Origin of the sequence: Streptomyces sp. Edi2 (genome assembly GCF_040253635.1) — a bacterium.
In the GTDB taxonomy this organism is placed as follows: domain Bacteria; phylum Actinomycetota; class Actinomycetes; order Streptomycetales; family Streptomycetaceae; genus Streptomyces.
The window spans coordinates 4,902,289-4,928,756 of record NZ_JBEJGX010000003.1 but is presented as its reverse complement, the minus strand read 5'-3'; the positions used below and the strand labels follow the sequence as shown (position 1 = coordinate 4,928,756).

The window sequence follows — 26,468 nt, the reverse complement described above, 5'->3', positions numbered from 1 at the left end:
GTTGCTCGACCTCGACCGTCTGCCCCTGTCTCGTAAGCAGTTGCGCAGCATCGGCCGCGCTACGGCCCGTATCAACGTTTGGCACGGGTCCGTTCGGTCCGGCAAGACGATCGCCTCATTGTTGGCGCTCGTCATCGCCGTTGCCAACGCGGGCCCGTCCGGACTGATCGTGATCTGTGGGCGCAGCCTGCAAACGATCGAACGCAATTGCCTTGAACCCCTGCAAGACGCCGCCCTGTTCGGTCCCCTCGCCCGGCATGTGCAGCACACCCGCGGCGCGACCACGGCCACGATCCTTGGCCGCACCGTCCACCTGATCGGCGCCGCGGACACCCGCGCCGAGGGCCGCCTACGGGGCCTCACCGCGCAACTCGCGTACGTCGACGAGGCAACCCTCGTACCCGAGGGCTTTTGGACTCAGCTACTCGCCCGCCTCAGTGTTCCCGGCGCGCGCCTGTACGCGACGACGAACCCGGACAGCCCGCGGCACTGGCTCAAGACGACGTATCTCGACCGCGCGGGCGAGCTGAATCTCAGGTCGTGGCACTTCAAGCTGTCCGATAACCCGAGCCTGTCGCCCGAGTACGTCGCCGACCTCGCCGCCGAGTACGTCGGGCTGTGGCGCCGACGCATGATCGACGGCGCGTGGTGCGTCGCCGAGGGCGCCATCTATGACATGTGGGACGAGGCACGGCACGTCATCGACACCCTGCCCGAGATATGCCGCTACTGGGTGGGGCTGGACTACGGCACGACCAACCCGTTTGCCGCACTGCTACTCGGCGAGGGCGTCGACGGCCGCCTGTACGTGTGCTCAGAGTGGCGCCACGACTCCCGCGCCACGCACCGCAGCATGACCGACGCCCAGTACAGCGCCGCCCTACGGAAGTGGCTCGCCAACTGGCGCCACCCGGCCGCCGGCCCCGACACCCCGCCGGGCATCGCGCCCGAGTGGACATTCGTGGACCCCTCGGCCGCGTCGTTCAGTACACAACTGTGGGCCGACGGATACCCGGGCATCGCCCGCGCCTCGAACGAGGTCGCCGACGGCATCCGGTCTGTGGCCGCGCTGCTCGCCGCCGACCGCCTGCTCGTACATGAGTCGTGCGTCGGCCTGCTCGACGAACTGCCCGGTTACAGCTGGGACTCGAAGGCCACCGAGCGCGGCGAGGACGCCCCACTGAAGGTCGACGACCACAGTGCCGACGCACTGCGCTACGTCGTGCACTCCACCGCGCACGAATGGCGTCGAAACACCCACCACGTTCAGACATGACGGGCTGCAATCACAGGCTCTCAGCGACGCGAGCCCCACGGGTATGGGCGGCCGTATTGGATTTCGTATTTAGCGCCCGCATAGCCCAGAAGCATGAGCAGTGTGACGATAAAGCCGATGAAGACCGTTTCGATTGTTGCTTTCCCGTGCTCCTGGCCCTGCCCCAGTTTCACCCATGCTGCCCCAAAGGCGATGCACGACCAGAGCAACCAAAAGAAGACCCTTTTCCGTCGCAGCACCTTCCTTAGCCGCTTGGACCTTGCGTCCGCCGCTGCTGCCGCCGCCACGTCCTCAGCACGCATCTGGGCTTCAGTCCTGGCCGCCAAGCGCTCGAAAGTCTCTACGTACTTCGGAGTCGGGCCCTGTGCGGGCGAGTGGAAGACCACGTCACCGTGGACGGCCCCCGCCTGCACTACGTGCCCCTCAACACTGCCGCTCAACTCATTGCGTGTATACGGCTGTTCACCCATGCGTCGGAAGATACGCCAGGGACTCGAAAGATCGCCATTGGAGGTCCCATGCCCCTGCCCGACATTGGCGCCCCGTGGCCCCCGCCGCAGTGGGCTCCGTACTACAACGAGATGCGCGTCAACGACGCGTGGTACAGCGGCGACCCTCGCCGCCTCATCTGCGTATACGCCAATGCGTCGCGCCCCACCGAGCGTCGCCGCCTGTGGGGGCGCACCTCGGTCGAGTACCAAGTCGACCGGCGCGACAACCGGCTACATGTCCCACTCGCCGGCGACATCGCGTCGACGAGTGCCGATCTGCTGTTCGCGGACATGCCAGCGATCACCGTCGAGGACACCGCGACACAGGCCCGCCTGGAACAGCTGCTCGACGAGGGCCGCGCACAACAGACGTTTCTCGGCGCCGCCGAACAGGCCGCCGCCCTGTCCGGGGTCTTCCTACGTGCCACGTGGGATCGAGAGCTGGTCGATCGGCCCCTGTTGACCGTCATGCAGCCGGACGGAGCGTTGCCCGAGTTCCGGTTCGGGATGCTGCGCGCCGTCAACTTCTGGCGTGAACTCCCAGGCAGCGCCGAGGCGACCGTATGGCGCCACATCGAGCGCCACGAATCGGGGCGCATCCTGCACGCCCTGTACGAGGGCACCGTCGACAACGTCGGCCGCGCCGTCCCGCTCGCCGAGCACCCCGAAACGGCCGACCTCGCCGACTCCCTCAGCGACGACGGGGTCAGCATTCCCACCGGGATACGCGACCTCACCGCCGCTTACATCCCCAACATGCTGCCGAACAGGTTGCACCGCGGTTCGGAGATTGGGCGCAGCGATTACGACGCCCCGATTCGTGACCTGTTCGACGCGCTCGACGAGACGTGGTCGAGTTGGATGCGCGACATCCGCCTCGCCCGCGCCCGCCTGATCGTCCCGGACGGCTACCTACGCAACGAAGGCCCCGGTAATGGGGCATCGTTCGACGACGACCGCGAGGTATGGCACTCCCTGAAGATGCCGCCCAACGAAGGCGCCGGCATCACCTTGAGTCAGTTCGACATCAGGGTCGAGGAGCACCGCGCCACGGCCGAGGCGATCACTCGGCAAGCAGCACAGGCCGCCGGATACTCGCCGCAGTCGTTCGGCCTCGATGGCGACGGTCAGCCCGTCACCGCGACCGAGGTCGACAGCCGCGACCAACGGTCGATGGTGACCCGCCGGAAGAAGGCCGGGTACTGGCGACATGGGGTCGCCGACATGCTGCATGTGATGTTGCAGCTTGACGCCGCCCAGTTCGGCAGGCGAATCACGCCCGCGCGCCCGCGCGTCGAGTTCGGCGACGGGGTCGCGGAATCCGAGCAGGCCACCGCGACCACGCTCGACCTGCTCGCCCGCGCCGGCGCTGTCAGTACCGCGACGAAGGTCAAGATTGTTCATCCCGATTGGGACGACACCGCGGTACAGGCCGAGGTAGCGGCGATCCTCGCCGAGACCGGAGCAGCCGCGCCCGACCCAGTAGGCACGTTTCCTATGAATGGGTAATTTCCGTCTCGCGTGCCGCATATATGCAACCGCGGTAATTCCTCACCTTCACTTAGGAGTGGCGGGCGGAACGACCGGTATCGGGGCGAAGTCGAACCGATCACAGAGTGACTGCGCGAGCTGGATTGAGTGAACAGGGGCGGCACATGCCCGATCGACAGTGAATAACCCGGTCGTTAGCCCGCAGCAAATTGCTATCCCAGGCGCCACCAGCTTGACGCGCGTCCACCAGGAACGATGCTTGCGCGACTTTCCGCGATTCGAAGAATTCCTCATGTCTTGTCTCCCAGCCTTCCACCAAGATCACCAACCAGCTATCTCACGGTCACACAGAACATCTCCTTCCCTCAAGGGGGGCCAGGTGAAAATTATTCTTCGTTAGCCGCCTCCGGGAAAATACGGGCACGTCGGGTATTGAAGTATGCGGCGCGAGGCATATTTCGGGGAGGGGGAACGTGCCAATCGATCCGGGCATGGTTGAACCGCTCGCCGATCGCACCCGCGACCTGTACGCCGCGGCCGAGGAACGCCTACTTGGCATCATCGCTCGCCAGTTCGCCGACGGTCTCGATGCCCCGGGGTGGGCCGAGCGCAAGCTCGCCGCCATCCAGCAGCTACGCCGAGCCTCACAGGGCATCGTCGACGAGTTGGGCAAGGCCGTAACCCTCGAAGTTTTCGATGTGGTGGCCGAGGCATACAACGAAGGGCACCGGGCCGCGGTCGCCGAAATCGGCGCCCTGTCCGATCAGGCGCGCGCCCTGGTCGACGACGTGACGCCCAACGCACAGGCCGTCGACCGCCTCGCACAGGAAACCGTCGACCGCGTCACCTCGACGCACCGCTCGATTCTGCGGGCCGTCCTCGACATCTTCCGGGCGGTCGTCGCCGAGGTCACCGCCACGCCTCTACTGGGCACCGGCACCCGCAGGCAAGCCACGCAGGACGCCATGCGGAGGTTCGCCGACGCCGGCATACGCGCGTTCGTCGACAAGGCCGGCCGCCGTTGGCAACTCACCTCGTACGCCGAAATGGCCGTACGGACATCCGTCGCCCGCGCCGCGACCGAAGCGCACATGCGCACCCTGTCCGACGCCGGTATCGAGCTGGTCATCGTGTCCGACTCCCCGCGCGAATGCCCGCTGTGCCGCCCGTGGGAGGGCCGCGTACTGACCATTGACGGGCCGACCGGCGAGCGCACGGTCGAGGTGGAGCACGCCATCGACGACGGCCGCATGATCCCCGTGCGCGTCGCCGGCAACCTCGACGAGGCGCGCCTCGCAGGGCTGCAACATCCCAACTGCCGACACAGCGTGAGCGCGTATACCCCAGGACTTACCCGCGTCGAGGACGCCCAGAGCGACCCCGCCGGATACGAAGCAGGGCAGCGACAGCGCGCGATCGAGCGCAAGATCAGGCAGTACAAGCGACGCGAGGCCGCCGCCGTCACCCCCGAAGCGACACGCGCCGCACGACTCAGAGTGCGCCAGTGGCAAGGCGCCATGCGCGACCACCTCGCCGCGCACCCGGACCTACGTCGGTTGCGGCACCGCGAGCAGCCGGGCGCATCGAACCTTCCCGAGCAGCGCCGCGAGGCGACGCCCGAGCAGGCCGACGCCGCACGTGTGTGGTCGGGCGACGAGCAGACCGTACGGGAGATGGGCGACGACCAGCTCGCCGCCGCCGAAGGTTCCGGCCTGCTCGACGACCGCGCCCGCAACCGCATCGAGGTCGAGGCCGATCGACGCGACCTCGACGACCTGCTCGGCCGCATCGCGTCCCGCGGCACCCTCGCGGACGATCTGACGCAGTTCAGCGACGGCGAACTCGCGCGCGCTTACCAGCACCTCGACGACGGCGACGCACTGCGAGTCATGGCGGAGTTGGACCGGCGCGACCGCGCCGCCCACCTACCAGGCGTGTCGCCCGAGCTGGTCGGCTTGTCCGACCACGACCTCGCCGCCCGCGCCCGCGGCGCCGACCCGGCAACGCTCGCCCAGATCGCCGCCGAGGCCGCCCGCCGCGACCTGCTCGCCCGCCTGTTCCCCGGCGGGCGCCTGCTCGACGACCTCACGCAGGTATCCGACGACGAACTCGCATGGTCCATGCAGTACGCCACGAACGAGGAACTTCTCAGGATCGCCGCGGAGATGGACCGCCGCGACGAGCCCCCGCCCGGCGCCCCCGCCGTACCGGAAGGCCCGCCGCCGATCCCCCCGCCGGCCGACACGGGCGACCCCGTCGACGACCTGCTCGCCGACCGCAACCAGCTCGCCCAACTGCTCGACCCCGCCCCGCCCCCGGACGACTGGGGACGCCTCGCCGATGACGCCGTTTGGGCCGAAGTGGTCGCAGGCGACGAGACAGTCGCGGCGCCGGGCAGCGAGGAGGAGCAGCACGAGGACGGCCCGCGCATCACCCGCGCGCAGGCCCGCGCCATGTACGACGAGTACGTCTATGACCAGTTCCTCAAGGCCGAACAGGACTGCCGCGGCTATCTACTCAACAAGAAGGCCCGCGCCGCCGGCATTGACCCTGTCGGCCTGTTTCGTGGGCCCGCGCGTATCGCGTACGCGCGCGCCTCAGACGAACTCAAGGAGTGGTGGGCCAAGCATGGACGGTTGACTCAGGCCGAGTTCATCGAGGCCGCCACCGGCCAGCGCCAGCGATGGGCCGAGGGCGCGCGCAAGAATGAATCTGACCAGCAGAGCAAGCGGTAAGGGGGGCGCGCATGGGGCCGAAAGAGCAGGCCGTCGAGGCGATCCTCAAGGGCGCCGAGGCCGGCGAGACTGGCCAACCGGTGACCGTGTGCCCCTACCCCCGCGCATCACTGCTGCGCCGGGCGTGGATCAAAGGCTATGCGCAGAGCGCGAAGAGTTCCGGCACAGCTACCTCAGGACTCAACGGGCAGCACGACGGGCAACGGTGACCGCCGTCCCATACATGAAGTAGTCCACTACCGTCCATGTCCGCCCGGATGATCCCATCCCCGTGGGGGATGTCCCACCAGACACCCGAGGAATAGGGGCAATGCGAAGTCCAAGCACGGCATTGGCGCCCAGCTCCCCGGCATGTTCCGCTAGGCGTTCCCCTGCCTCGTTTGCAGGGTCCTGGCAATTCTCATCCCAGCAATGCCGGACCCACACCAAACCATGCACCTCTGTGACATCGAGGCCGGGGAAGGTGTTCGTGGTGAGCATGACGACATTCACCATGCCTCTACCTTGAGCCAACCGATGCTCAGCCGCATCCGGAAGCAGCACCCGAGGCGTAAGCCGGCTGACCACTCCAGCTCACCAGCAATTTCTTAGGCCCGCCAGAAGCGGGTCCCTTTCGCATGTCCGCAAGCGCCTGCCAGGAGCCGGCGACCACCCGCACCAGGAGTGCACCCATGAGCGACACCTCGACGACCAGCGCCCCCGCCGCGCCGCAGGGCGACCCGGCAACGGCGCCGACCGGGCAGGCCCCAACCGGCACCGCGCCGACCCCGACGCCTGCCCAGGCCGCACCCGCAGCACCCGCCGCGGCACAGGGTGAGGACACCGCCACGACCATTGCCCGCCTCGAATCCGACCTCGCCGCCGCTCGCGCCGAGGCCGGAAAGCAGCGCGTAACGGCCAAGCAGAAGGCCGCCGACGAGGCCGTACAGCAGCTCACGCAGAACATCGGCAAGGCTCTCGGCCTGATCACCGACGACGAGCAGGCCACCCCGGAGCAGCTGACGCAGCAGCTCACCGCCGCACAGGCGCAGGCACGACAGACCGCCGTCGAACTCGCCGTCTACCGGCACGCCGCCGCAGCGGGGGGCGACGCCGACGCGCTGCTCGACTCCCGGACGTTCGCCGCATCCCTCGACGGCCTCGACCCGAACGACACCGCCGCCATACAGGCCGCCATCGAGGCCGCCGTCACCGCAAACCCGAAGCTCGCCGCCGCGGCGACCGGCCCCGCCCGCGGAGGGGCGGAGTTCACCAGCCCGCCCGCCGCCGAACAGCGCCCCAAGACGCTGTACGACGCCATCGCCGCCCGCCTCAGCGGCTGACCTGATAGGAGCCCTCACCTATGGCAATCACCCTCGCCGAAGCCAAGCTCAACACCCTCGACGACATCGACCTCACGGTCATCGACGAGTTTCGTAAGTCGTCTTGGCTGCTCGACAATCTCACCTTTGACCAGGCCGTCAACCCCGCGGGGGGCGGCGCGACACTCACCTATGGGTACACGCGGCTGGTCGCCGAGCGCGGCGCCGCGTTCCGTCCCTACAACACCGAGTACGACATCGCCCAGGCCCGGCGCGCCCGCTACTCCGTCGACCTGGTGCCGCTCGGCGGCGCATTCGAGATTGACCGTGTCCTCGCCAACCTCGGCCCGGCCGCTACCAACGAGGTCACGCTTCAGATGGGGCAGACCATCAAGAGCGCGAACGCGTTCTTCTCCGACCAGGTGATCAACGGCGAGCGTGTTCCGACCCCGAACGGCGAGACCGGTTTCGACGGCCTCGACGTTGCCCTCGCCGGTAGCGCGACCGAGATAGGCGCCGAGACCGTGCACGACTGGACCGGCGAAGCCCTCGGCGACGACCGCGCGCGAGCTAACGACGCCCTCGACCTGATCGACGAATTCCTCGGCCTGCTCGACGGCACCCCGTCCGCGATCCTCGGCAATAAGCAGACCATCGCGCGCGTGAAGTCCCTCGCCCGCAGGGCGGGTTACTACACCCGAAGCGAGGATGCGTTCGGCCGCACCATCGATGGATACGACGGCATCCCGCTTATCGACCTCGGCGCCAAGGCAGGCACGAGCGACCCCGTGATCCCCGCGGATGTTCGGCCGATCGCCGCAGGGGAGGACGGCGAGGCCGCCCCGGTCGCCGGCCTGTCCGACCTGTACGCCGTGCGTCTCGGCCTCGATGGCTTCCACGGCGTGACCACCACCGCGGGCAACCTGGTGCAGCAGTGGCTGCCGGACTTCTCGACCGCCTACGCCGTCAAGCGCGGCGAGGTCGAACTCGGCCCCGTCGCCGTCGCACTCAAGGCAACCAAGGCCGCCGCAGTGCTGCGGAACATCAAGGTTCGGTGAGCTAGTTGCGCTACGAGATCACCGCGCCGGACGAGCGCGAGGGCATCGTCGCGGGCGTCGCATTCACCGCCGGCCGCGCCGTCACCGAGGACCCCTCACCGGGGGCGCTGCTGTACTTCCGGCGCCACGGCTACACCGTCACCCGCCCCGACGTACCCGACTCCATCCCCATCGGATTCGCGGCAAGCGAGAGCGCCGCCCCGGCCAAGCCTGCCCCGCGCCCGCGCGGCAAGCAGCGCAGCAGCAAGGAGGAGTAGCCGCCATGGGCCGGACCTACGCCACCCCCGAACGTCTCTCGGCGTGGACTGGCCAGCCGGCCCCGGCGGACGCCGAGCGGCTTCTCGCCCGCGCCAGTGAGGACGTGGACGACGCCCTACTCACGGCCGTATACGCCACCGACGGCGCCGGCATGCCGACCGAACCCGAGGTCGCCGACGCTCTCGCCGACGCCACCTGTGCACAGGTCGAGTACCAGCTCGCCATCGGCGACGACGGCACAGGCACGGCCAGTCGATGGGACTCCGTCAGCATCGGCCCCGTAAGCCTGTCCGGGCGCAAGGACGCCCCCACCGCGCCCGGCGAGGTCGACCTCGCCCCCCGCGCACACCGCGCCCTGTCCTGCGCCGGCCTGCTGCCGGGGGTGATCTGGTGAACGTCCCCCGGTGGCTTCTGCGGCACCGGATCACGGTCGAGCCCTACCTCGGCGACAGCGCGTACGGCCAGCAGTACGGTCCGCCCGTCGAGGACGTGCCCGCCCTGGTCGCGGAGACGGTCCGGACCGTGCGTGATCGCGAGGGACGCGAGGTCACCAGTACCGCGCAGATCATCGCCGAGCCGGGCCTCGACTGTCCGGCCGAGTCACGGATCACCCTCCCCGACGGCCGCACCACCCGGGCAATCAGCGTCGCCCACCACACCGCGCCAGGGCTCCCGGTACCGCAGTCAACGGAGGTGAGCGCCGAATGACGCAGCGCGCCCGCCTGCGATGGCACGGCGAGCAGGCCCTCGCCGGCACCCATGCCGGGGCCGTGCGAGGACTACGCATCGCCGCCGAACACGTCCTCGCCGAGTCCCGTCGAGTCGTTCCGCTTGAAGAGGCCACCCTCGAACGCTCCGGCGCCGCAAGCGTCGACGAGTCGCAGCTCAAGGCAGGCGTTTCCTACGACACCCCGTACGCGATCAGGCAGCACGAAGAACTCAGCTACCGGCACGACGCCGGCCGAACAGCGAAGTACCTCGAACGGCCACTCACCGAGCAGGCCGGCACGGTCGCCGAGATCATCGCCGCGCAACTGCGGAGGTCGTTGCGTGGCTGACCTCGACCCGCTCGACGGCGTCGCCCGCCTGCTCGACGGCCGCGGACTGGTCACCTACGACCCGACCGGTACGGCCGGCGATCTGTTCGTCGAGATCATGCCGCCGGCCCCCGATGCCGCGGTCGCCCTGTGGCTGTACGACGGCGCCGCGCCCGATGCCCGCAACGCCTACGACACCCCGCGCCTACAGGTGCGCGTACGCGGCGGGCCCGACCCGCGTATCTCTCGCCGCCGCGCTCACGCGATCTACAGCGCACTTCACGGCCTCGCCGGGCGAGAACTACCCGACGGCACGTGGCTTGTCCTCGCCGCCGCACGCGCCACCCCGGCCCCCATGGCCCCCGATTCCTGCGGCCGACACGAACACGTCGTGAATTTCGACCTCGACATCGGGGCGCCGACCACACACCGCGCCAACTGACAACAACAGAAGGAGAGTTCCAGCATGGGACGACCGATTGACGCCCGCGGATGGCGTTTCGAAGTCCTCGACCAGTCGCACGCCCACCACAAGCGATGGCTACCGATCGAGAACCTGACGAGCTGGTCGCACAACGCGAGCGAAAACGAGGAGACCGCCGAGACGACCTCTTTCGACTCGGCCGGCTGGTACGAGCAGGACGTCATGCAGCGTGGCGGACAGATCGAAGTCGAAGGGCAATGGGCCCTCGACCCGGCCACAGGCCGCCAGGCCGAAGGACAGGCGTACGTCGACCGCTATTGGGGGCAGCGCCTCGGCATCGACTCGCGCAACCTCATCCGGTGGCGCCACGACTCCCAAGACACATGGGTCATTTGGGAGGCCACCGTCACGCCGGACAAGTCCGAGGGCGAGGTCAACGACAAGACCAGTTGGACGGCATCGTTCACGCAGTGCGGCCGGCCGCGCTACGCCCCCGTGTTCACCATCTGCGCCGAGGAGGCAGCGTGACCGACCAGCACACCCGCCAGGTCTCCGACTTCGACGAGTTCTTTGCCGAGGAGCAGGCCACCGAGCCGCGGTTCGGTGCGGTACTGCGGCTGTACGGGCGCGAATACGTGCTCCCTACGTCGCTCCCGCTCCTTTTCACGCTCCAGATGGAACGCGTCAAGCACAGCAGCGACCCGGACGACATCCGCCGTCTGCTCTCTTCCCTGTTCGGCCCGCGTGCGCTGGATGAGTGGGCCGAGAACGGCATGCAGGACGATCAGCTTGGCATCGTCCTTATCTGGTCCGCCGCCAACAGCCGCGAACCCGGATGCTTGTCGATGCGCGAGGCGGCCGAGCTGTATTACGAGCGCGAGGCCGACCAGGAGGGCGAGCAGGGAAAAGCCCCTCGCCCGACCCCGGCGACGATCAAGGCCGCTTCTGGCAAGCCGTCCTAGCCAACTGGAGCGCGGTCGAGGCTGACCTCGCCCGCGAATACCACCTCACCGCCGCCGACCTCGCGCAGACGAGCACGCGGCGGTTTCTCGTACTGGTCGGCGGATTGTCGGCCGAGGCGGCATTCCGCCGCGCGTGGGGGCGCACCCCGCGCGCAGTGACCAACCCGCGAGAGATCGCCGCACTGACCGGCGCCCGTCTGACGACGGGCGCGCCCACAACTGCATACACAACAGAACAACAACAGCACCACACAACTGCACACATAACTGAATAAGTGGGGTGGCCTGCGCATGGCGCTCAACATTGGCGAGCTGGTCGGAACCATCGACCTCGACGCTTCCGGCGCCGATCGTGGCGTCGCGCAGGCCAACCGCGCCCTCCAGGGTCTACAGCGGTCCGCAGACGGCCGCCTACGCGACGTGCGCGGGCGGTTCGTCAGCGGCTCCGCCGCCCTCGGCGCGGCAGTCGGCAACGGCATCGCCAACGGCACGAACCAGGCCCGCGGGGCGATCGACGAACTTGGCGACGCCCTCGCTACAGGGGTTGCTGCTGGCGCCGACCAGGCACGCGCCAGCGCCGCCGGTCTCGGCGACCAGGTCGGCAACGAGATCGGGGGCGGCGCCGAGCGGGCACGTAGCGCGCTCGGCGCGCTCGGCCCGGCCCTCGCCGTACTGCGCACTTCCACGATCGCCCTGTCGGGCGGCGCGCTCGCCGCCGGTGGCGCCCTCGCCGCGGTCCCGATCCTGTTCGCCGGCATCGGCATCAAGGCCGCCGCAGCATCCGACCAGGTCAAGAGCGCTTTTACCGGCCTCAAAGACCACGCCGTCAAGCAAGTACAAGCCATGGTCGGGCCGATCGAGAGTCAGCTCGTGTCCATCGCGGGCAAGGCACGCACGGCGTTCGACCAGATCGCCCCGAGCTTGCAGAAAGCATTCTCCGCGGTCGCCCCGCAGATCGGCACGCTCGCCGACGGCGTGCTCAGCATGGTGCAAAAGCTCGCGCCCGCGCTCGCGAATGCCGTCGGCTCCGCGGCGCCCGTGATCACGGCGATAGCCGGTGGCCTGTCCTCACTCGGTACGGGTCTGGCCGGATTCTTCCAAGGGATCTCGACCGGCGCGGCCGGAGCCGCCCAGGGGCTTTCGGGTCTCTTCGCCGGCGTCTCGCAAATCCTGCCCGCGCTCGGGACGTTGATCGGCCAGCTCGCCCAGGCGGGCGGCCCTGTGCTCTCGACTCTCATGGGGGCGATAGCGCCGCTTGTCTCCCAGCTCGCCGGGGCACTCGGCCCCGCGTTGGCGCTGCTCGGCCCGCCCCTGCAAACGCTGATTCGGGCCCTCGGTGCCGGGTTGCGGCCGATCGTCGCCGCCCTCGGTCCTGTTCTGTCGGCCGCGGCCGGCGCGCTCGGACAGCTGGTGACGGCGGTCTCGCCCCTGCTCCCGATGATCGGGCAGCTCGCCGCCGCGCTGCTGCCGGCGCTCACCCCGATTTTGTCCGCGGTCGGCGCGATTTTCGCGCAGCTCGCCCCCGTGGTGAAGCAACTCGGCGGCGCCCTGATGACGCTGCTCGCCCCGATCCTTGCCCAACTGCCCGTGATCGTCCGTCCAATCGTGGGGATCTTCACCACGCTGGCAAAGGGCGTTTTCCCGGTCCTCGCCCAGCTGGTCAGGGCGCTCGCTCCCGCGCTGGGAACCCTCGGCGGCGCGTTCGCTCAAATCATGGTCGCGCTCAGTCCGGTACTCACCGCGCTCGGACAACTCGTGGGCAGCGTCCTCAAGGCCATCATGCCGATTTTGACACCCATCATCGGCCTGATCGGCAAGCTCGCGAGCATCCTCGCGAACGTCCTCGCCAAATACGTAACAGGCATCGTCGTGCCCACACTCAAAATCCTCACGAGCCTGTTGCGGGGCGACTTCTCCGGAGCATGGAACCAAGCAAAAGCGCTCGTTGGGAACGTCGGCGAATTCTTGCACTCCCTGTTTCTGAAACTGGGCGCGTGGGCGATGATCGGCATCAACAAGGCCGTCGCCTGGATTAAGGGATTGCCAGGGCGGGCCGTGAGCGCACTCGCCCCGCTCGCCGGCCAACTGTGGACCTCGGCAACGAACGCGTTCAACCGCTTCTATCTCGCGATCATCGCGAAGGCCGGTCAGGCTCTCGCGTGGCTGCGCGGGCTGCCCGGCCGCATGGTGTCGGCACTCGGCAACCTCGGGTCGTTGCTGGTCAACGCGGGCCGGGACGTAGTGCGCGGCTTGTGGAACGGCATCCAGTCAATGGGCAGTTGGCTGCGCTCGACCCTCACCTCGTGGGCGAAAAACCTCATCCCCGGCCCCATCGCAAAGGCCCTCGGGATCGCGTCGCCATCCAAGGTCATGGCGCGCGATGTCGGCCGTTGGATTCCTGCCGGCGTCGCCGCCGGAATCACCTCCGAGCAAGGCGCGGTCGAGGGCGCCATGCGCCGACTCGTCCCCGTCCCTGCCATCCCCACAATGCCCGCAGCAGCCGCCGCGGGCGCGGCCGGATACGGCAGCAGCGCATACGGGCGTACGGGCCCGCTGCTGCATATCGAGAACTTCCACAACGCCGCCGGCCACAGCCCGGACCAGACTGCCGCGGCCCTCAATTGGCGCATGAAAGCGAGGGGTTAACCAGGATGGACCGCACAACGATCGATGCCGCCGGTATGGCTGAGGGGATGGTGCCCGGACAACTCCGTTACGGCGAGTTGCTGCTCGGCGCCGGCACCCCCTACCGGTGGCGCAAGCTGACCGGCTGGGAGGAATTGCCCCCACAGGACTCCGGCAACGTGCCGCGCTCCGGGGACCACGGTGCGTACCTGGGGCGCCTGCTCGCCCAGGTGCGCACCGTCGGCCTTGAGGAGGTGATCGTTCGCGCCGAGGCGTACCGGTTCGGCGCGGTCGTCGACGCGCTCAATGCGGGTACCCCGCTCGCGCTGGACGAGATACCGCTACTGGTTCACCTCGACGACCGCGGCCCCCTGCTGGCATGGGCACGGATCACCAATCGGAACGTGCCGGTAGAACTCGGTTACTCCGTCGGCACGGTGACCGGCGGCGCGCTGGAGTGGGAGGCGACCGACCCCCGCCGGTACACCCCCGCCGTGCAGTGCGTCGAGACCGGACTACCGGAACCGTGCCTGTCCTGGCACACCGACCCCGTCACCGGCGAACCGCGCGGCACCCCGGCGAGCACGGGCGACGTGACCGCGTACAACCTCGGCACCGCGCCCACGCACCCAACCATCCTGTTCCGCGGCCCGGTCGACTCCCCGGCCCTGATCAACCACACGACCGGCAAGCGGCTCGAATACCGCGTCGCCCTCGCCCCGGGGGAAGAACTCACTATCGACACCTTCGCCGGCACCACCACCCTGCCGACCGGCGAAAGCCTGCTCAGCGAGGCCAGCGTCGCCAGCTGGCCCGAGCAGGCGTTCACCCTCGCCCCCGGCGACAACCAGCTCGCATTCCGAGGCGCCGCATCCGTCCCCGCCGACCCGCGCGCCGCCGTCACCCTGCGCTGGCGCTCGGCCCACTGGTGAAAGGGGGGAACACATCCATGACAACCCCCGCGTACCGCGTCCTGGTGTGTGATCTGCGCACCGACGCCCTGCTCGACGTGCTGCCCGTGACCGAGGTCAGCGTCGAGGACTACATCGGCAAAGCCGGGTCGCTCCGGGCCACCGTGCCCGTGCCGAACCGAGAGATCGCCGACCGTGTGCGCCCCATCCTGCGAGGCGGCCGTACGGCCCTGTGGGTCGAGCGCGACCGCGACATCTGGTGGGGCGGCATCCTGTGGTCAGCGGTCCCCAAGATCGACGAACGCGGCTACGCCTCCTACGAGATCCAGGCCGGCACCTTCGACACCTACCTCGATCACCGCCGCCTGTTCGAGTCGCTGCGCGCCGAGAACATCGATCAACTCGACATCGCCCGGAACTTCGTCGACTACGCGCAAGGCTTGCCCGGCGGCGACATCGGCATCGAGTACGACACCCACCTATCCGGCATCAAGCGCACCCGCAGCTACAGCAAGCACGACCAGACCCCCATACGCGAACTGCTCGACAAGCTCGCCGCCGTCGAGGACGGGTTCGAGTGGCGCATCCGGTGCGACCGCGCCGCGGACACCGGCCGGCGCCGCAAGCTGCTCGAACTCGGATACCCGCGCATCGCCCGCGGCGAGGCCGACATCGTGCTCAACCACCCCGGGCCCGTGCTCACCTACGAGCACCCCGAGGACGCGACCACCGTCGCCAACGTCTGGCAGGCCCGCGGCGCCTCGAACAACAGCAACCAGGCCGCCGAGAGTAAGCCCCTGCTCTCCGAGCTGCTGGTCGACGAGCAGGCCCTCGCCGACGGATGGCCGCGTCTGGATGGCGCCAGCGATCACAGCAGCGTGGACGACGCCGGCACCTTGGGCGAGTACGCCCGCGCCGAGGCCGCCGCCTTGCGCCGGCCGCAGGTGATTCCCGCCGTGACGTGCCGCCTCGACCTGGGCGTCACCCCCGATCTGATCGGCCGCACGGTGCGCCTGCGTGCCCGCGACCTGCTGCACCCCGACGGCTACGACACCCGACACCGCGTCGTCGGCATCACCGTCACACCGCCCACCCGCGACAAGGGCGAAACCGCAACCCTCACTCTGGAGGCTGCCGCCTGATGGCTACCGTTCCTAACGACCTGCTCGACCGCATCCGCGATCTTGAGCGAAAGGTGCGCGAGCTTGCCGGCCGCGCGCAGACCCGCCCCGCGATGGACGAGATCCGCGAGGGCGACGTACGGATCACCGAGGGCGGCCAGCTGGTTGTCACCCCGCCCGGCAAGACGTTTTCGACGTTCACCGTCGGCGAGTGGCCCGACGGGAGTTACGGCACCGTGCTGCGTCGCTTTGACGGCACGTTCGCCCTGACCGTCGAGGGCGAGAAGGAAGACCGCGGCACATGGCGCCTGTGGTCGCGTGACCTCGCCTCGCCCGACCGCATTCTCGTGATGGACGACCGGCACAGCGACCGATTCCTCGGCCGCCCGTGGCTCCCCCTCGGCCTGCACCCGACCGCCGACCAGAGCAGCACCTCGGACCAGTGGCGTTATGCGTGGGTCGGCGGCGCCCCCGCACACAACGCCGTCGCCGTCCTGAAGCTATCCACCCTCGCCGAGGCCGGGGGCACGGTCCGCGTCCGGATGCTGCCCGAGGGCGGGAAGCCCGTCACCGTCGACGAGTGGGAGGTACCCGCGGGCAAGTGGACCGCGCGCACCATCCAGCGCCCGCTACACGGGGTCGGATTCCTCGACCACCTCGGATGGCAGATCGAGCACCGCAGCGCTAAGGCACGCAAGCCGATCGAGACGCGCCTGTTCGCCGCCCACGGCCGCAACACGTTCGCCGCCGCCGAGGCGCCCGACGCCCCCGCAGGCGAGGCCGCCGACGCCAGCAGCAAGCCCGACCCCCGCCTCGCCGTCGAGACCGACGACGACCAGGCCGCCAAGTAGCCCCACCGAAAGGGAACCCCGCCCATGTCTGACGCCGCCCGCCGCACGGCCCGCACCGTCGTACAGACGGTTCTCGGCCTCGCCGCCGCGCTCCCCCTGATCATCAACGCATCCGGCGTCCCGCGCACCGCCGCCGGGGTCGGTGTGGCCCTCGCCGTCGCCGCCGGCCTTACACGCGTGATGGCACTCCCCGCCGTGCAGAAGCTGCTGCCCAAGTGGCTGCGCACCACCTCGCCGGACACCGCCCCCGGCAATGGCGACGAGCAGCCGTCGACCCCGCCGGCCGCGAACGACGGAGGCAGTATGTGACCGGACCAGACCCAACCGATATCGCCCTCGAACTCGCCCAACTTCGCGGCACCGTCGAGGCAGGATTCGCCCGCCTCGACGCCCGCCTCGACGGCCGATACGACCTGCTCGCCCAGCGCAACGACCAGGCCGAGCGCCGCCTCGACGAACACGACACCCGCCTCGACCAGGTCGAGCAACGCCGTTGGCCCCTGCCCAGCATCGCCGCACTGGTCGCCGTCACCGCCCTCGCCCTATCCGCATGGGAAATCACCCACTGACCAACGCGCCCCCGCACCCGGCCACTCACGGCCGCGTGCGGGGGCGCGTTCTTGCGTTGATGCCGACGCACACACCGCGCCGCACTGGTGACAGGCGGGCCGCCCCGAGGGGCGAGACGACAGCGGCCCTCGCCGCGCAGCGAGGGCCGGTTCCTCGACGAGGGCGGGCGGGGATCAGGTAGGGAACTCTCCGTCCTTGACGCCGGCGACGAACGACGACCAAGCGGCAGTCTCGAACGTGAGCGCAGGGCCGTGCGGAGCCTTGCTGTCACGAATGGGGACGACGCCGGCGGCTGCGAACGCGGGGGCCCATTCGACGCACTGGCCGCCGTTCCCTTCGCTGTAGCTGCTCTTGACCCATTCCACGTGGGACAGGTCCAGGGTGGTCCTCATGGTTGTACGCCTCCATAACGTGCTGGATAAGGGAGAGAGAGTCAGCACGCGACAGTGCATCGGCGCGCAGCCGCTCGTACGCCGCCCGTGCTTCGGCGACCGCATCCGCTGAGTCGTCTACCCGCCCTTGCTCGTAAGTCTCCTCGTACAGGACATCTGTTCCGTCCTGTCGTGTCAGCACATTAAACGGCACTCCTCGTGCCGCGGTGCCCGCGCTGAAGGGGAAAACCTGGATGGCGATGTGCGGAGACTCAGACGCAGCTAACAGGTGCTGAAGCTGACCACGCATGGTGTCTGCGCTACCCACCCTGGACCATAGGACCGCTTCGTACAGGATGACCCACAGTGATGGTGGGGTGGGGCTGTCGAACAGCTCTCGTCGGCGCATGCGATCTTCTACACGCCGCTTAATCTCGACTTCCGACTCGTGCGGGCGGGCGGATCGGAAGACAGCTTCCGCGTACTCCGGCGTTTGCAATATGCCCATCACGCGTGTGGCGGAGTAGTCGCAGATGGACCGAGCCTCCCGCTCAAGCTGAAGGTACGGGATGAACCACACCGGGTTGCCAGCGTCCGCCGCACGCTCGCGCATCCGCGCATAGGTCCCTGGCGTGCCGAAAACCTTGTCGCACTGCTCGGCAAACTGAGCGCTAGCTAGTTGTTGCCCTCTCTCCACCTTGCTCACATAGGGCTGTTGGCAACAGAGCTTGTGAGCAAGCACGACTTGCGACCAGCCGCGCGCCTCACGCGCGTACTTGATCTCTAGGCCGAACGCCTCGGCGGGCGACTGAGGTGACTCAGGTGACTCGGGCGCTTCGCTCATGCGTTCAACTCCCAATATTCCAGCCTGGTTTGGAATGGCTAGATCCCTGGTCAGCGTACTCCCGGACGAGCAGTGTGGGACCACCCCCGGAAGAGGACGAAGGAGAGACCGGCCATGGCTGCCCCGATGATTCGGACACCTCATCAGGCCACCAACGACGTACGTCTCCGTCTGGACGACGCTTTGCGCCGAGCTGGATTCGACGCCGCGCCGTCGATGGTGACGAGGGACGAGGTGGAGGGCGTCAAGGTCAACCGGGTTCGCTTCCCGGCGTTGTCGCTCTCACAGGCCCAGTGGCTCGCCGGGAAGCTGGGAGGCCAGGTGACGAGGAGCGACCAGCCGACGGCGAGTGCCGTTCGGAAGGAGCTTGACGGGGCTCTGCGGGTGGCCGGCGTGATCGTGCAGCCGTCGACTGTCGTCGTGACCACCTCTTCCAGCCGTCGGGAAAACCGGCTCATCCCCCCTTCTCTGTCCATTGGTCAAGTTATCCGCGTCGCGAAGATCCTGGAGGCTCACCAGTGAGCGGCAGCACCGACGACGTGAGCGAGAAGAACCGCCAGAGGAACAAGGAATCTTCCAGCGGCTCTGATGCGGGCAAGAACACCGGTCGGAAGTGATGAAGGCTGTGCGCTGTCCCATCATGGCCACTCACGAAATGCAGCGGCTGAGCAGGTGGTCGTACCACTGCGAGGAGCACGGCGTGACCGTCGTGCTCCACAGCAGCCCGCCCCTTGAATTCTCGCCCCGACCCCAGTCCGACATGCGAGGCTCCCCCCTTCGCGGTCCTGGGAACGGGGCGGGGCAGCGCCCTACCCCTGATGGCCCGGTGTATATCGCCAGAGGCAAGGGAGAGCGCTACCACGAAATTGACAGCTGTTACACCATCGGCAGATGCAACACCTCGCCGGAGGTGGTCGTCGTGTCCCGAAGCAAGGCGGAGCGAGACGGCCGAACTCCCTGTCTCTCCTGCTCCAAGAAGTCCTAACCCCTATGTGCTGCTGCGCCGTCACCTCGGCGCGGTGCACGCAAGCCCCCGCCCCCTGTCTTGGTCGACTGGTCGTGTCCTTCCCCCCGGCACGGCTTCCCAAGGCAGGGGGCGGGCTCCACCCAGCCGCACCCCCTCTCTCTCACGGAAGCGCACAACAGATGGCTCTAGGACCGGTCGGCCGTGATTACTGGTCAAACAGCGATAGGGAACAGGCCGAAGATAACGCCAGCGAGTTCGTTAACGCACTCCGGCGCCTCGGCATTGACTTTCCCGATATCGAAATCGAAGATCCGTGCGACGATTGCCAAATCCGGCGCAATGATCACAGAATCAAGGTCGGCGAGATTTCCGTACCCGACGCTGCCGAATTCGCCGAGAAAGTCAACCGGGCAATGGATCAACTCGCCCAGTATCGAAAGCTATACGGCCCGCTCAAGGAGTCAGCAACCGAAGACCCAGCGTGCTAGCCATCTCCAAGACTCCGCCCCCTGCTGGCTTTCCGGCCACCCCACCACCGCAAGCCCCGGCAGGGGCGGGATAGGCCCCATCGGGCTGCCTTCCCTGGACAGTGGCAGCCCGATGGGGAGCAAGAACTGAGCCACACCAAGTCAGTCAGCCTCAAACGAAGGGACTTACCCATGAGCACCACACAGACCCTGGCCCACCCCCGCGAGGCGTTCCCCCTGGCACCCGAAGGTGGGCGCGTCCCCCACAGTGCTGAGCACCCATCCGGGCCGACAAGCCGCCCGTGGATCCTCCGCTACGCCCAGACGCCCGACGCCACACAGGCCACCCCGCTCCCCGCTGCCCTCTATGACGAGGAACTGCAACTCTCCGTCGGCGTCGACACCGACCTCCTGCCGTTCATGCAGACGCACAACCCGACCATTCCGGATGGCAGCACCACCAACCCCCCGCCCCTCGACGAGGGCCCGAAGGACTGACCACCGTGCCCAGCATCCTCGTTGTTGCCGCACGCGAAGACTGGCCAACCGATCGCGTCGTCAAGACACTGACCGATCGAGGGGCGACCGTCTTCCGCATCGATGCCGCGGACTTCCCGCAAGAGGTCACGCTCGCCGGATACATCGGCAACGCGCACGGCTGGGGTGGCCGACTGCGGACCTCACAGCGGGAATTAGACCTCCTCGACGTCTCGGCCTGCTACTTCCGCGCGCCCAACCCGTTCCGTCTCTCGCCCGACATGTCCGAGCCCGAGCGCCGGTTCGCCGCCGCACAGGCACGCGCCGGCTTCGGCGGCATCCTCACAGCGCTCAGCTGCCGATGGGTCAACCACCCGTCAGCCATGTCACGCGCCGAGTACAAGCCCGTGCAACTCGCCGCGGCGCGACAGGCCGGCCTCTCCATCCCACCAACCCTGATCACCAACAACCCCGATGAAGTACGGGCGTTCGCACGCGACATCCCCGGCCCGATCATCTGCAAGCCGGTCGCATCGCCCGTCTTCATCGAGGCCGACGAACTCAAGACCGTCTACACCCGGCGCCTCACTGAACACGACCTCGACGACCTAGGAGGCATCGAAACGACGGCCCACCTGTTTCAGGCATGGGCGGACAAGGCGCATGAGGTGCGCCTGACCGTGGTCGGCGAGCGCATGTTCGCCGCCGAGGTTCACGCCACCAGCCAAAAGGCACACGACGACTGGCGCAGCGACTACAAGTCGCTCAAATACACGTCTACCGAGGTCCCGGTAGACATCAAATACAAGGTGCGAGGGCTCATGGAAGACCTCGGCCTAAGCTTCGCCGCCCTCGATTTCGTCGTCTCACCGTCGGGTACGTGGACGTTCCTGGAAGCCAACCCCTGTGGGCAATGGGACTGGATCGAACACGCCACCGGTCTACCCATCGCCGACGCCATCGCCGACGAGCTACAAGGAGTAACCGCGTGACCGAATCCGCCATCGACGCTGCACGCCCGTACGTGGCTGCTTTGGTCGATGAACTGTCAACAGCCGGCGCCATCCGGACGCCCGCATGGGCCGCGGCGTTCGCCACCGTCCCTCGGCACACCTTCGTACCCCGCTGGTACGAGCAGGAGACCAACGACAAAGGCATCACGGTCTGGCGCCTGCAACACGCCCTCCACGAGGGCCGACTCGCACGCGTCTACCGCGACACCACCCTCGTAACCGCCCTCGACCCGGACACCGCCGAGCAGGTCGAAGAGGACGCATGGACGGGCATCCCCACGTCATCCAGCACCCTGCCCAGCCTCATGGCCGGAATGCTGGAAGACCTCGCCGTCCAGGACGGGAACCGCGTCCTCGAAATCGGCACCGGCACCGGCTACAACGCCGCCTTGCTGTGCGCCCGACTCGGCGAACAGTTCGTGTACTCAGTCGACGTCGACGCGACCCTCGTTGACGCCGCGCAACGCCGGCTCTCCTCCATCGGCTACGAGCCGCAACTCGCCCCCGCCGACGGCCGCGACGGCTACCCCACCGGGGACCAGTTCGACCGGGTCATCGCCACATGTTCAGTGCCAAGCATTCCCGCGCGGTGGATCGAGCAGACCCGCCCCGGCGGCGCGATCCTCGCCGACGTGGCCCTCGGGATCGAGGGCGGCCTCGTACGCCTCACTGTCGACGCCAAGCAGCGCACCGAAGGGCAGTTCACGGGCACGAGCGGCCGATTCATGGCCGCTCGCGGCGACGCCCAGACCTACCCGCGGCGCGAGCGCGCACCGTACGCGCCCGAGGCCGGCACCCGACCCACGAAGGTCACCGCGGCAGACATTCGGCAGCACTACCCGTTCCGTCTGGTGCTGGCCTTCCATCTGCCCGGCGTCGAATTGGTCTACCACTCCGACGAAGCCACCGGCACCATGTCTGTCCAGCTCCAGCACTCCGACGGCTCATGGGCCCGCGTGCCCCTGACCGGCGAGCGCGTCGACACCGTCACGTACGGCGGCGCGTTGGAGATTTGGGAACAGGTCGAGGCAGCGTGGACGTGGTGGAACGACGCCGGGCGCCCGGCTCAGGACCAATTCGGCTACGCGCGCGAGGCTGACGGACACGCCTCCGTATGGCACATCCCGGACGGCCGCCGCTGGAACATCGGCGCCCAGTAGTCCCACAGGCTGTGTCGCCCCGACGACCGTTGCACCGGCCGTCGGGGCTGTACGTCCCCAGCTGATTCGAGGACCAACACAATGCGTGACCTTATCCCCTGCCTGTGGATCTGGTTAGGGGGTCCGCTCCGCCGTGCCCTAAGCGCCACGTACCTGCGCGCGCACGACTGGCACACCCCAACTCGGCCATCACCACAGGCCCCCGTGATCCGGCCGGCCCTCGCCTACCGCCGCGACCCTCGATCCCACCTCGGCGACCCACGGCAGTTCATCGACGGCGATGCGCTCGAACTCGTACCCGCCTACTACCGCGAACACGAGGCGAACCTCACCGCAGCAACCACCGGGTAAGCCACGCCACAGAACAGAGCACATGACCACCGTCAAAATCTGCTCCACCTGCAAGGGACAGAAGCAGATTCAGACCATGCAAAGAGGCAAGGTCGTCGTCATTCGGTGCCGCGACTGTCAAGGAAGCGGCTACCAGACCACCAAGTGAGCCCATCCAACAGCAACCGCACGAACCGCCCGCCGCGCACCTGAGCGCGGCGGGCAACTGCTACTCGGCGGCGACTTCACTCGTCGGAGACAGGTTCTTCCGTCTTCCGCTCGGCCACGTACGTACCGCGCCCCGACACGGCATACACGAGCCCGTCATCGGCAAGAGCGGCAATCGCCCGTCGCACCGTCGGGCGCGAAAGGCCGTAGTGCTCGGCGAGCGCGTTCTCGCTCGGGATGGCCCGATTGGGTTTCCAGTCCCCACGCGCCACCCGTGCGCGCAAGATCCCTGCAAGCTGCTGAAACGGCGACGCCGGCGCATCGCGCTCCACCTGGTCATCCGGCCCGTACTCCATAGGCCGAAGGTATCCGGCCGAACACCCCCTGACACCCCCTGACAGGCTCACGCAGCCCTTTACAGGCTTTTACAGGTAGGGCTAGGGTCGGCCACGAAAAGACCCCCGCGACCTGGCCGGGTCCGGGGGCATGGCTGACAGCTATCAAGGAGCTGACAACATGCGTGACTTTACCGTGCGCTTCTTCGGGCGAATCGCCTTAGCACTCATCCCCGGACCAAACCCCCGCACATCCCTGCTGAAGTGGGCTGAGCGGCTCTACCCCGCCCGCGGCAAGCACCGCGCCACCCCCACCCCCGCACCGAAGCCCAACCCTTCCCCGCAGCCCCTCCGCCCGCTTCCCGAGCACAAGAGCCCCTACGCCCGAGACGCGGCCGAGAAGCGGCCGTTCCTGGACACCCTCAACCCGGTACGCCCCTACATCCTCAGCGCACCCAAGAAGCGGCCGGATGACCCGGTGCGCGAAGCGCAGGCCGTACGACGCTGGGCGCTCGACATGGCACTACGCGGCATCGACGTAGGCCCGACCACCATTCATGGCGTACACGTCCGCCCCGGTAGCCGCACGCTGCGCGTGGCGGTGCCGGCATGACCGCCGCGTGCCTGCACTGCCACCGCGAGACGGTCGCCCCTGTGGCGGTGGGGTACATCGAGCGAGTAAGCGGCCCCGGAGTGACGCTGTACGCCTGCCCCGACCACGCGCCCCTCTTCATCGTTGGCCCCCTCCCCACCGAGGTAGCGCCACCCCGGCGCGACTGACCCGCCACCGACACCCCGCCCGCCCCGCCCGGATGCTCCGGGCGGGGCTTCGTCGTATCCCGGCCCTGCGCCCAGCTGCGGCGCCGCCGCCAATCGGCAGCACCCCGCCACCCCTCCACGGGGGCGTAGTCAATGGCGCAATGACCGACGCGTTCCAGGTCGCAGAGGGGCGCTGTACCCGTCGCGCCGTTAGTGCCAGGATCAGAAGGGGTTGACCAACCTGCTCTTGATCATTGAGCATTCGATTGGTCTACACCACTGCCGACTTACCCGGGGAGCCGAGACATGGACAAGCGTCCTTCCATCTCCAACAAGCTCAAGGAGATGGGCCAGTGAACGAGCATCCTTCCCTCTCCAACCTGCTCAAGGAGGAGCGGCGGTTCGCGCCGCCCGCCGATCTGGCCGCGAACGCCAACGTCACGGCCGCCGCGTACGAACAGGCAGCGGCGGACCGGCTGGGCTTCTGGGCCGAGCAGGCCGAACGCCTGTCCTGGGAGACCCCTCCCACCGAGACCCTCGACTGGTCCAACGCGCCCTTCGCGAAGTGGTTCGCCGACGGCAAGCTCAACGTGGCGTACAACTGCGTGGACCGTCATGTGGAGAACGGCCTGGGCGACCGGGTCGCCATCCACTTCGAGGGCGAGCCGGGTGACACCCGCGCGATCACCTACGCCCAGCTGCAGCGCGAGGTCTCCAAGGCCGCCAACGCACTGACCGAGCTGGGCGTGCGCAGCGGCGACCGGGTCGCCGTCTACATGCCGATGATCCCGGAAGCGGTCATCGCCATGCTGGCCTGCGCCCGCCTGGGCGCCCCGCACTCCGTCGTCTTCGGCGGCTTCTCCGCGGACGCACTGGCCACCCGCATCAACGACGCGGACGCCCGGGTGGTGATCACCGCCGACGGCGGCTACCGCCGCGGCAAGCCGTCCGCCCTCAAGCCCGCGGTCGACGAGGCCCTGACCCGGCCCGGCACGGAGAACGTCCGCAGCGTCCTGGTCGTGCGCCGCACCGGCCAGGAGGACGTCGCCTGGCACGAGGGCCGGGACGTGTGGTGGCACGAGATCGTCGGGCGGCAGAGCGACGGGCACACGCCCGAGGCCTTCGACGCCGAGCACCCGCTGTTCATCCTCTACACCTCCGGCACGACGGGTAAGCCCAAGGGCATCCTGCACACCACCGGCGGCTACCTCACCCAGGTCTCGTACACCCACCACGCGGTCTTCGACCTCAAGCCGGAGACCGACGTCTTCTGGTGCACCGCCGACGTCGGCTGGGTGACCGGCCACTCGTACATCACCTACGGCCCGCTCTCCAACGGCGCGACCCAGGTGCTCTACGAAGGCACGCCGGACACCCCGCACCAGGGCCGCTGGTGGGAGATCGTGCAGAAGTACGGCGTGACGATCCTCTACACCGCGCCGACCGCGATCCGTGCCTGCATGAAGTGGGGCGACGACATCCCGGCGAAGTTCGACCTGTCGTCGCTGCGGGTCCTCGGGTCGGTGGGCGAACCGATCAACCCCGAGGCATGGATGTGGTACCGCAAGCACATCGGGGCCGATGCGACGCCGATCGTCGACACCTGGTGGCAGACCGAGACCGGCGCGATGATGCTCAGCCCGCTGCCGGGTGTCACGGCCACCAAGCCCGGCTCGGCCCAGGTGGCGCTGCCCGGTATCGCCGCGACCGTCGTGGACGACGAGGCCCGCGAGGTTCCCGACGGCGCGGGTGGCTACCTCGTGCTGACCGAGCCCTGGCCGTCCATGCTCCGCACGATCTGGGGCGACGACCAGCGCTATCTCGACACGTACTGGTCGCGCTTCGAGGGCAAGTACTTCGCCGGCGACGGCGCCAAGAAGGACGACGACGGCGACATCTGGCTGCTCGGCCGGGTGGACGACGTGATGCTGGTCTCCGGCCACAACATCTCCACGACCGAGGTCGAGTCGGCGCTGGTCTCGCACCCGAAGGTGGCCGAGGCCGCGGTCGTCGGCGCCGCCGACCCGCAGACCACCCAGGCCATCAGCGCCTTCGTCATCCTGCGCGGCGGCGCCACCGCCGAGGACGAGGGGCTGGTCGAGGAGCTGCGCGCCCATGTCGCCCAGCAGCTCGGCCCGATCGCCAAGCCCCGGCGGATCCTGCCGGTCGCGGAGCTGCCCAAGACCCGCTCCGGCAAGATCATGCGGCGGCTGCTGCGCGATGTGGCCGAGAACCGTGACCTCGGCGATGTCACGACCCTCACCGATTCCTCGGTCATGGACCTGATCCAGGCGAAGCTGCCGAGCGCAGCCTCCGAGGACTGAGCGGGAACGAATGGCATAAGGGGCACCCGGCCGGCGCGGCCGGGTGCCCCTCGGTCGTCTCCGGCGCTCCGGCCCCTCCCCTGTCCCCAGACCTCCAGCGCCCAGCCCCTCCGGCACTCCGGTTTCCCCGGAGATCCGTCGC

The 26,468-nt window shown here is 68.5% G+C and carries 31 protein-coding genes and 1 pseudogene; 27 read left to right on the top strand and 5 right to left on the bottom strand.

Annotation, left to right across the window (positions count from 1 at the left end; all coding sequences use genetic code 11):
- The first annotated feature begins 1 nt into the window (after position 1).
- On the top strand, positions 2–1,276 hold the full coding sequence (locus ABR737_RS25250) for a PBSX family phage terminase large subunit (protein ID WP_350252494.1): 1,275 nt from the start codon (positions 2–4) through the stop codon (positions 1,274–1,276).
- A 20-nt stretch (positions 1,277–1,296) separates the two neighbouring features.
- Here ABR737_RS25250 and ABR737_RS25245 read toward each other — a convergent pair whose 3' ends face one another.
- The gene (locus ABR737_RS25245) at positions 1,297–1,746 is read right to left on the bottom strand and encodes a hypothetical protein (protein WP_350252493.1); all 450 of its coding nucleotides are present in this window, start codon (positions 1,744–1,746) and stop codon (positions 1,297–1,299) included.
- Between the two features lie 111 nt (positions 1,747–1,857).
- Here ABR737_RS25245 and ABR737_RS25240 point away from each other — a divergent pair, with 111 nt between their 5' ends.
- The 18 genes from ABR737_RS25240 (at position 1,858) to ABR737_RS25155 (ending at position 17,110) form a co-directional block, all read left to right on the top strand.
- On the top strand, positions 1,858–3,276 hold the full coding sequence (locus ABR737_RS25240; RefSeq protein ID WP_350252492.1) for a phage portal protein: 1,419 nt from the start codon (positions 1,858–1,860) through the stop codon (positions 3,274–3,276).
- Positions 3,277–3,731: 455 nt separating this feature from the next.
- Positions 3,732–5,993, top strand: coding sequence for a phage minor capsid protein (locus ABR737_RS25235; RefSeq protein ID WP_350252491.1), 2,262 nt, complete (start codon positions 3,732–3,734; stop codon positions 5,991–5,993).
- A gap of 11 nt (positions 5,994–6,004) precedes the next feature.
- Entirely contained in the window at positions 6,005–6,202 is a 198-nt protein-coding gene (locus tag ABR737_RS25230; RefSeq protein WP_350252490.1) for an Rmf/CrpP fold protein, read from the top strand.
- Between the two features lie 462 nt (positions 6,203–6,664).
- Positions 6,665–7,315: a hypothetical protein gene (locus ABR737_RS25225; protein WP_350252488.1), complete on the top strand. Its 651-nt coding sequence runs from the start codon at positions 6,665–6,667 to the stop codon at positions 7,313–7,315.
- Positions 7,316–7,335: 20 nt separating this feature from the next.
- A complete protein-coding gene (locus tag ABR737_RS25220; RefSeq protein WP_350252486.1) occupies positions 7,336–8,352 on the top strand; it encodes a major capsid protein in 1,017 nt (338 codons plus the stop codon).
- Between the two features lie 5 nt (positions 8,353–8,357).
- Positions 8,358–8,609, top strand: a complete 252-nt coding sequence (locus tag ABR737_RS25215; protein WP_350252484.1) for a hypothetical protein — start codon at positions 8,358–8,360, stop codon at positions 8,607–8,609.
- 5 nt (positions 8,610–8,614) lie between these two features.
- Complete coding sequence (locus ABR737_RS25210) at positions 8,615–9,004, top strand: head-tail connector protein (RefSeq protein ID WP_350252483.1); 390 nt, start codon at positions 8,615–8,617, stop codon at positions 9,002–9,004.
- Positions 9,001–9,318, top strand: coding sequence for a hypothetical protein (locus ABR737_RS25205; protein WP_350252481.1), 318 nt, complete (start codon positions 9,001–9,003; stop codon positions 9,316–9,318). Before ABR737_RS25210 ends, ABR737_RS25205 begins: the two co-directional genes overlap by 4 nt.
- Positions 9,315–9,668, top strand: a complete 354-nt coding sequence (locus ABR737_RS25200; RefSeq protein ID WP_350252479.1) for a hypothetical protein — start codon at positions 9,315–9,317, stop codon at positions 9,666–9,668. The genes ABR737_RS25205 and ABR737_RS25200 overlap by 4 nt, the downstream gene beginning before the upstream one ends.
- Positions 9,661–10,089 carry a minor capsid protein gene (locus ABR737_RS25195; RefSeq protein ID WP_350252478.1) on the top strand — a complete coding sequence of 143 codons (429 nt, stop codon included), beginning with the start codon at positions 9,661–9,663 and terminating at the stop codon, positions 10,087–10,089. Before ABR737_RS25200 ends, ABR737_RS25195 begins: the two co-directional genes overlap by 8 nt.
- Positions 10,090–10,113: 24 nt before the next feature.
- Positions 10,114–10,599, top strand: coding sequence for a phage tail tube protein (locus tag ABR737_RS25190; RefSeq protein WP_262039791.1), 486 nt, complete (start codon positions 10,114–10,116; stop codon positions 10,597–10,599).
- A complete protein-coding gene (locus ABR737_RS25185) occupies positions 10,596–11,033 on the top strand; it encodes a hypothetical protein (RefSeq protein ID WP_350252476.1) in 438 nt (145 codons plus the stop codon). The genes ABR737_RS25190 and ABR737_RS25185 overlap by 4 nt, the downstream gene beginning before the upstream one ends.
- Positions 11,034–11,324: 291 nt before the next feature.
- Entirely contained in the window at positions 11,325–13,679 is a 2,355-nt protein-coding gene (locus tag ABR737_RS25180; RefSeq protein WP_350252474.1) for a phage tail protein, read from the top strand.
- A gap of 5 nt (positions 13,680–13,684) precedes the next feature.
- Positions 13,685–14,590 (top strand): phage distal tail protein, encoded by a 906-nt coding sequence (locus tag ABR737_RS25175; protein ID WP_350252472.1) that lies wholly within the window; start codon positions 13,685–13,687, stop codon positions 14,588–14,590.
- A gap of 17 nt (positions 14,591–14,607) precedes the next feature.
- On the top strand, positions 14,608–15,711 hold the full coding sequence (locus ABR737_RS25170; RefSeq protein ID WP_350252471.1) for a hypothetical protein: 1,104 nt from the start codon (positions 14,608–14,610) through the stop codon (positions 15,709–15,711).
- The gene (locus ABR737_RS25165) at positions 15,711–16,541 is read left to right on the top strand and encodes a hypothetical protein (RefSeq protein WP_350252470.1); all 831 of its coding nucleotides are present in this window, start codon (positions 15,711–15,713) and stop codon (positions 16,539–16,541) included. The genes ABR737_RS25170 and ABR737_RS25165 overlap by 1 nt, the downstream gene beginning before the upstream one ends.
- A 24-nt stretch (positions 16,542–16,565) precedes the next feature.
- Positions 16,566–16,850 (top strand): hypothetical protein, encoded by a 285-nt coding sequence (locus ABR737_RS25160; protein WP_350252468.1) that lies wholly within the window; start codon positions 16,566–16,568, stop codon positions 16,848–16,850.
- Positions 16,847–17,110: a hypothetical protein gene (locus ABR737_RS25155; RefSeq protein WP_350252467.1), complete on the top strand. Its 264-nt coding sequence runs from the start codon at positions 16,847–16,849 to the stop codon at positions 17,108–17,110. The genes ABR737_RS25160 and ABR737_RS25155 overlap by 4 nt, the downstream gene beginning before the upstream one ends.
- Before the next feature lie 174 nt (positions 17,111–17,284).
- Here ABR737_RS25155 and ABR737_RS25150 read toward each other — a convergent pair whose 3' ends face one another.
- Together ABR737_RS25150 and ABR737_RS25145 are read right to left on the bottom strand one after the other, a co-directional pair.
- Positions 17,285–17,503, bottom strand: coding sequence for a DUF397 domain-containing protein (locus ABR737_RS25150; protein ID WP_350252466.1), 219 nt, complete (start codon positions 17,501–17,503; stop codon positions 17,285–17,287).
- Positions 17,504–17,582: 79 nt separating this feature from the next.
- Positions 17,583–18,326: pseudogene (locus ABR737_RS25145) on the bottom strand (helix-turn-helix domain-containing protein); the annotation flags it as partial.
- A gap of 114 nt (positions 18,327–18,440) precedes the next feature.
- Between ABR737_RS25145 and ABR737_RS25140 the strand changes: the two are divergent.
- Positions 18,441–18,848, top strand: a complete 408-nt coding sequence (locus tag ABR737_RS25140; RefSeq protein WP_350252465.1) for a hypothetical protein — start codon at positions 18,441–18,443, stop codon at positions 18,846–18,848.
- A 657-nt stretch (positions 18,849–19,505) separates the two neighbouring features.
- Here the strand turns inward: ABR737_RS25140 and ABR737_RS25135 are convergent.
- The gene (locus ABR737_RS25135) at positions 19,506–19,715 is read right to left on the bottom strand and encodes a hypothetical protein (RefSeq protein ID WP_350252464.1); all 210 of its coding nucleotides are present in this window, start codon (positions 19,713–19,715) and stop codon (positions 19,506–19,508) included.
- 237 nt (positions 19,716–19,952) lie between these two features.
- On the opposite strand from ABR737_RS25135, the gene tgmA reads away from it, so the two are divergent.
- The 4 genes from tgmA (at position 19,953) to ABR737_RS25115 (ending at position 22,761) form a co-directional block, all read left to right on the top strand.
- Positions 19,953–20,258, top strand: a complete 306-nt coding sequence (gene tgmA, locus ABR737_RS25130; RefSeq protein ID WP_350252463.1) for a putative ATP-grasp-modified RiPP — start codon at positions 19,953–19,955, stop codon at positions 20,256–20,258.
- 5 nt (positions 20,259–20,263) lie between these two features.
- Positions 20,264–21,229 (top strand): ATP-grasp ribosomal peptide maturase, encoded by a 966-nt coding sequence (gene tgmB, locus ABR737_RS25125; RefSeq protein ID WP_350252461.1) that lies wholly within the window; start codon positions 20,264–20,266, stop codon positions 21,227–21,229.
- Positions 21,226–22,410: a methyltransferase domain-containing protein gene (locus ABR737_RS25120; protein WP_350252460.1), complete on the top strand. Its 1,185-nt coding sequence runs from the start codon at positions 21,226–21,228 to the stop codon at positions 22,408–22,410. The genes tgmB and ABR737_RS25120 overlap by 4 nt, the downstream gene beginning before the upstream one ends.
- A 204-nt stretch (positions 22,411–22,614) precedes the next feature.
- A complete protein-coding gene (locus ABR737_RS25115) occupies positions 22,615–22,761 on the top strand; it encodes a hypothetical protein (protein ID WP_350252459.1) in 147 nt (48 codons plus the stop codon).
- A 224-nt stretch (positions 22,762–22,985) separates the two neighbouring features.
- On the opposite strand, the gene ABR737_RS25110 is transcribed toward ABR737_RS25115, so the two are convergent.
- Positions 22,986–23,264: a GntR family transcriptional regulator gene (locus ABR737_RS25110; RefSeq protein ID WP_350252457.1), complete on the bottom strand. Its 279-nt coding sequence runs from the start codon at positions 23,262–23,264 to the stop codon at positions 22,986–22,988.
- A 160-nt stretch (positions 23,265–23,424) separates the two neighbouring features.
- On the opposite strand from ABR737_RS25110, the gene ABR737_RS25105 reads away from it, so the two are divergent.
- From ABR737_RS25105 to acs, 3 genes are all read left to right on the top strand, one after another.
- Positions 23,425–23,856, top strand: coding sequence for a hypothetical protein (locus tag ABR737_RS25105; RefSeq protein ID WP_350252455.1), 432 nt, complete (start codon positions 23,425–23,427; stop codon positions 23,854–23,856).
- A complete protein-coding gene (locus ABR737_RS25100) occupies positions 23,853–24,023 on the top strand; it encodes a hypothetical protein (RefSeq protein WP_350252453.1) in 171 nt (56 codons plus the stop codon). Before ABR737_RS25105 ends, ABR737_RS25100 begins: the two co-directional genes overlap by 4 nt.
- Positions 24,024–24,355: 332 nt before the next feature.
- Positions 24,356–26,326, top strand: coding sequence for an acetate--CoA ligase (acs, locus tag ABR737_RS25095; protein ID WP_350252452.1), 1,971 nt, complete (start codon positions 24,356–24,358; stop codon positions 26,324–26,326).
- Positions 26,327–26,468 lie beyond the last annotated feature (142 nt).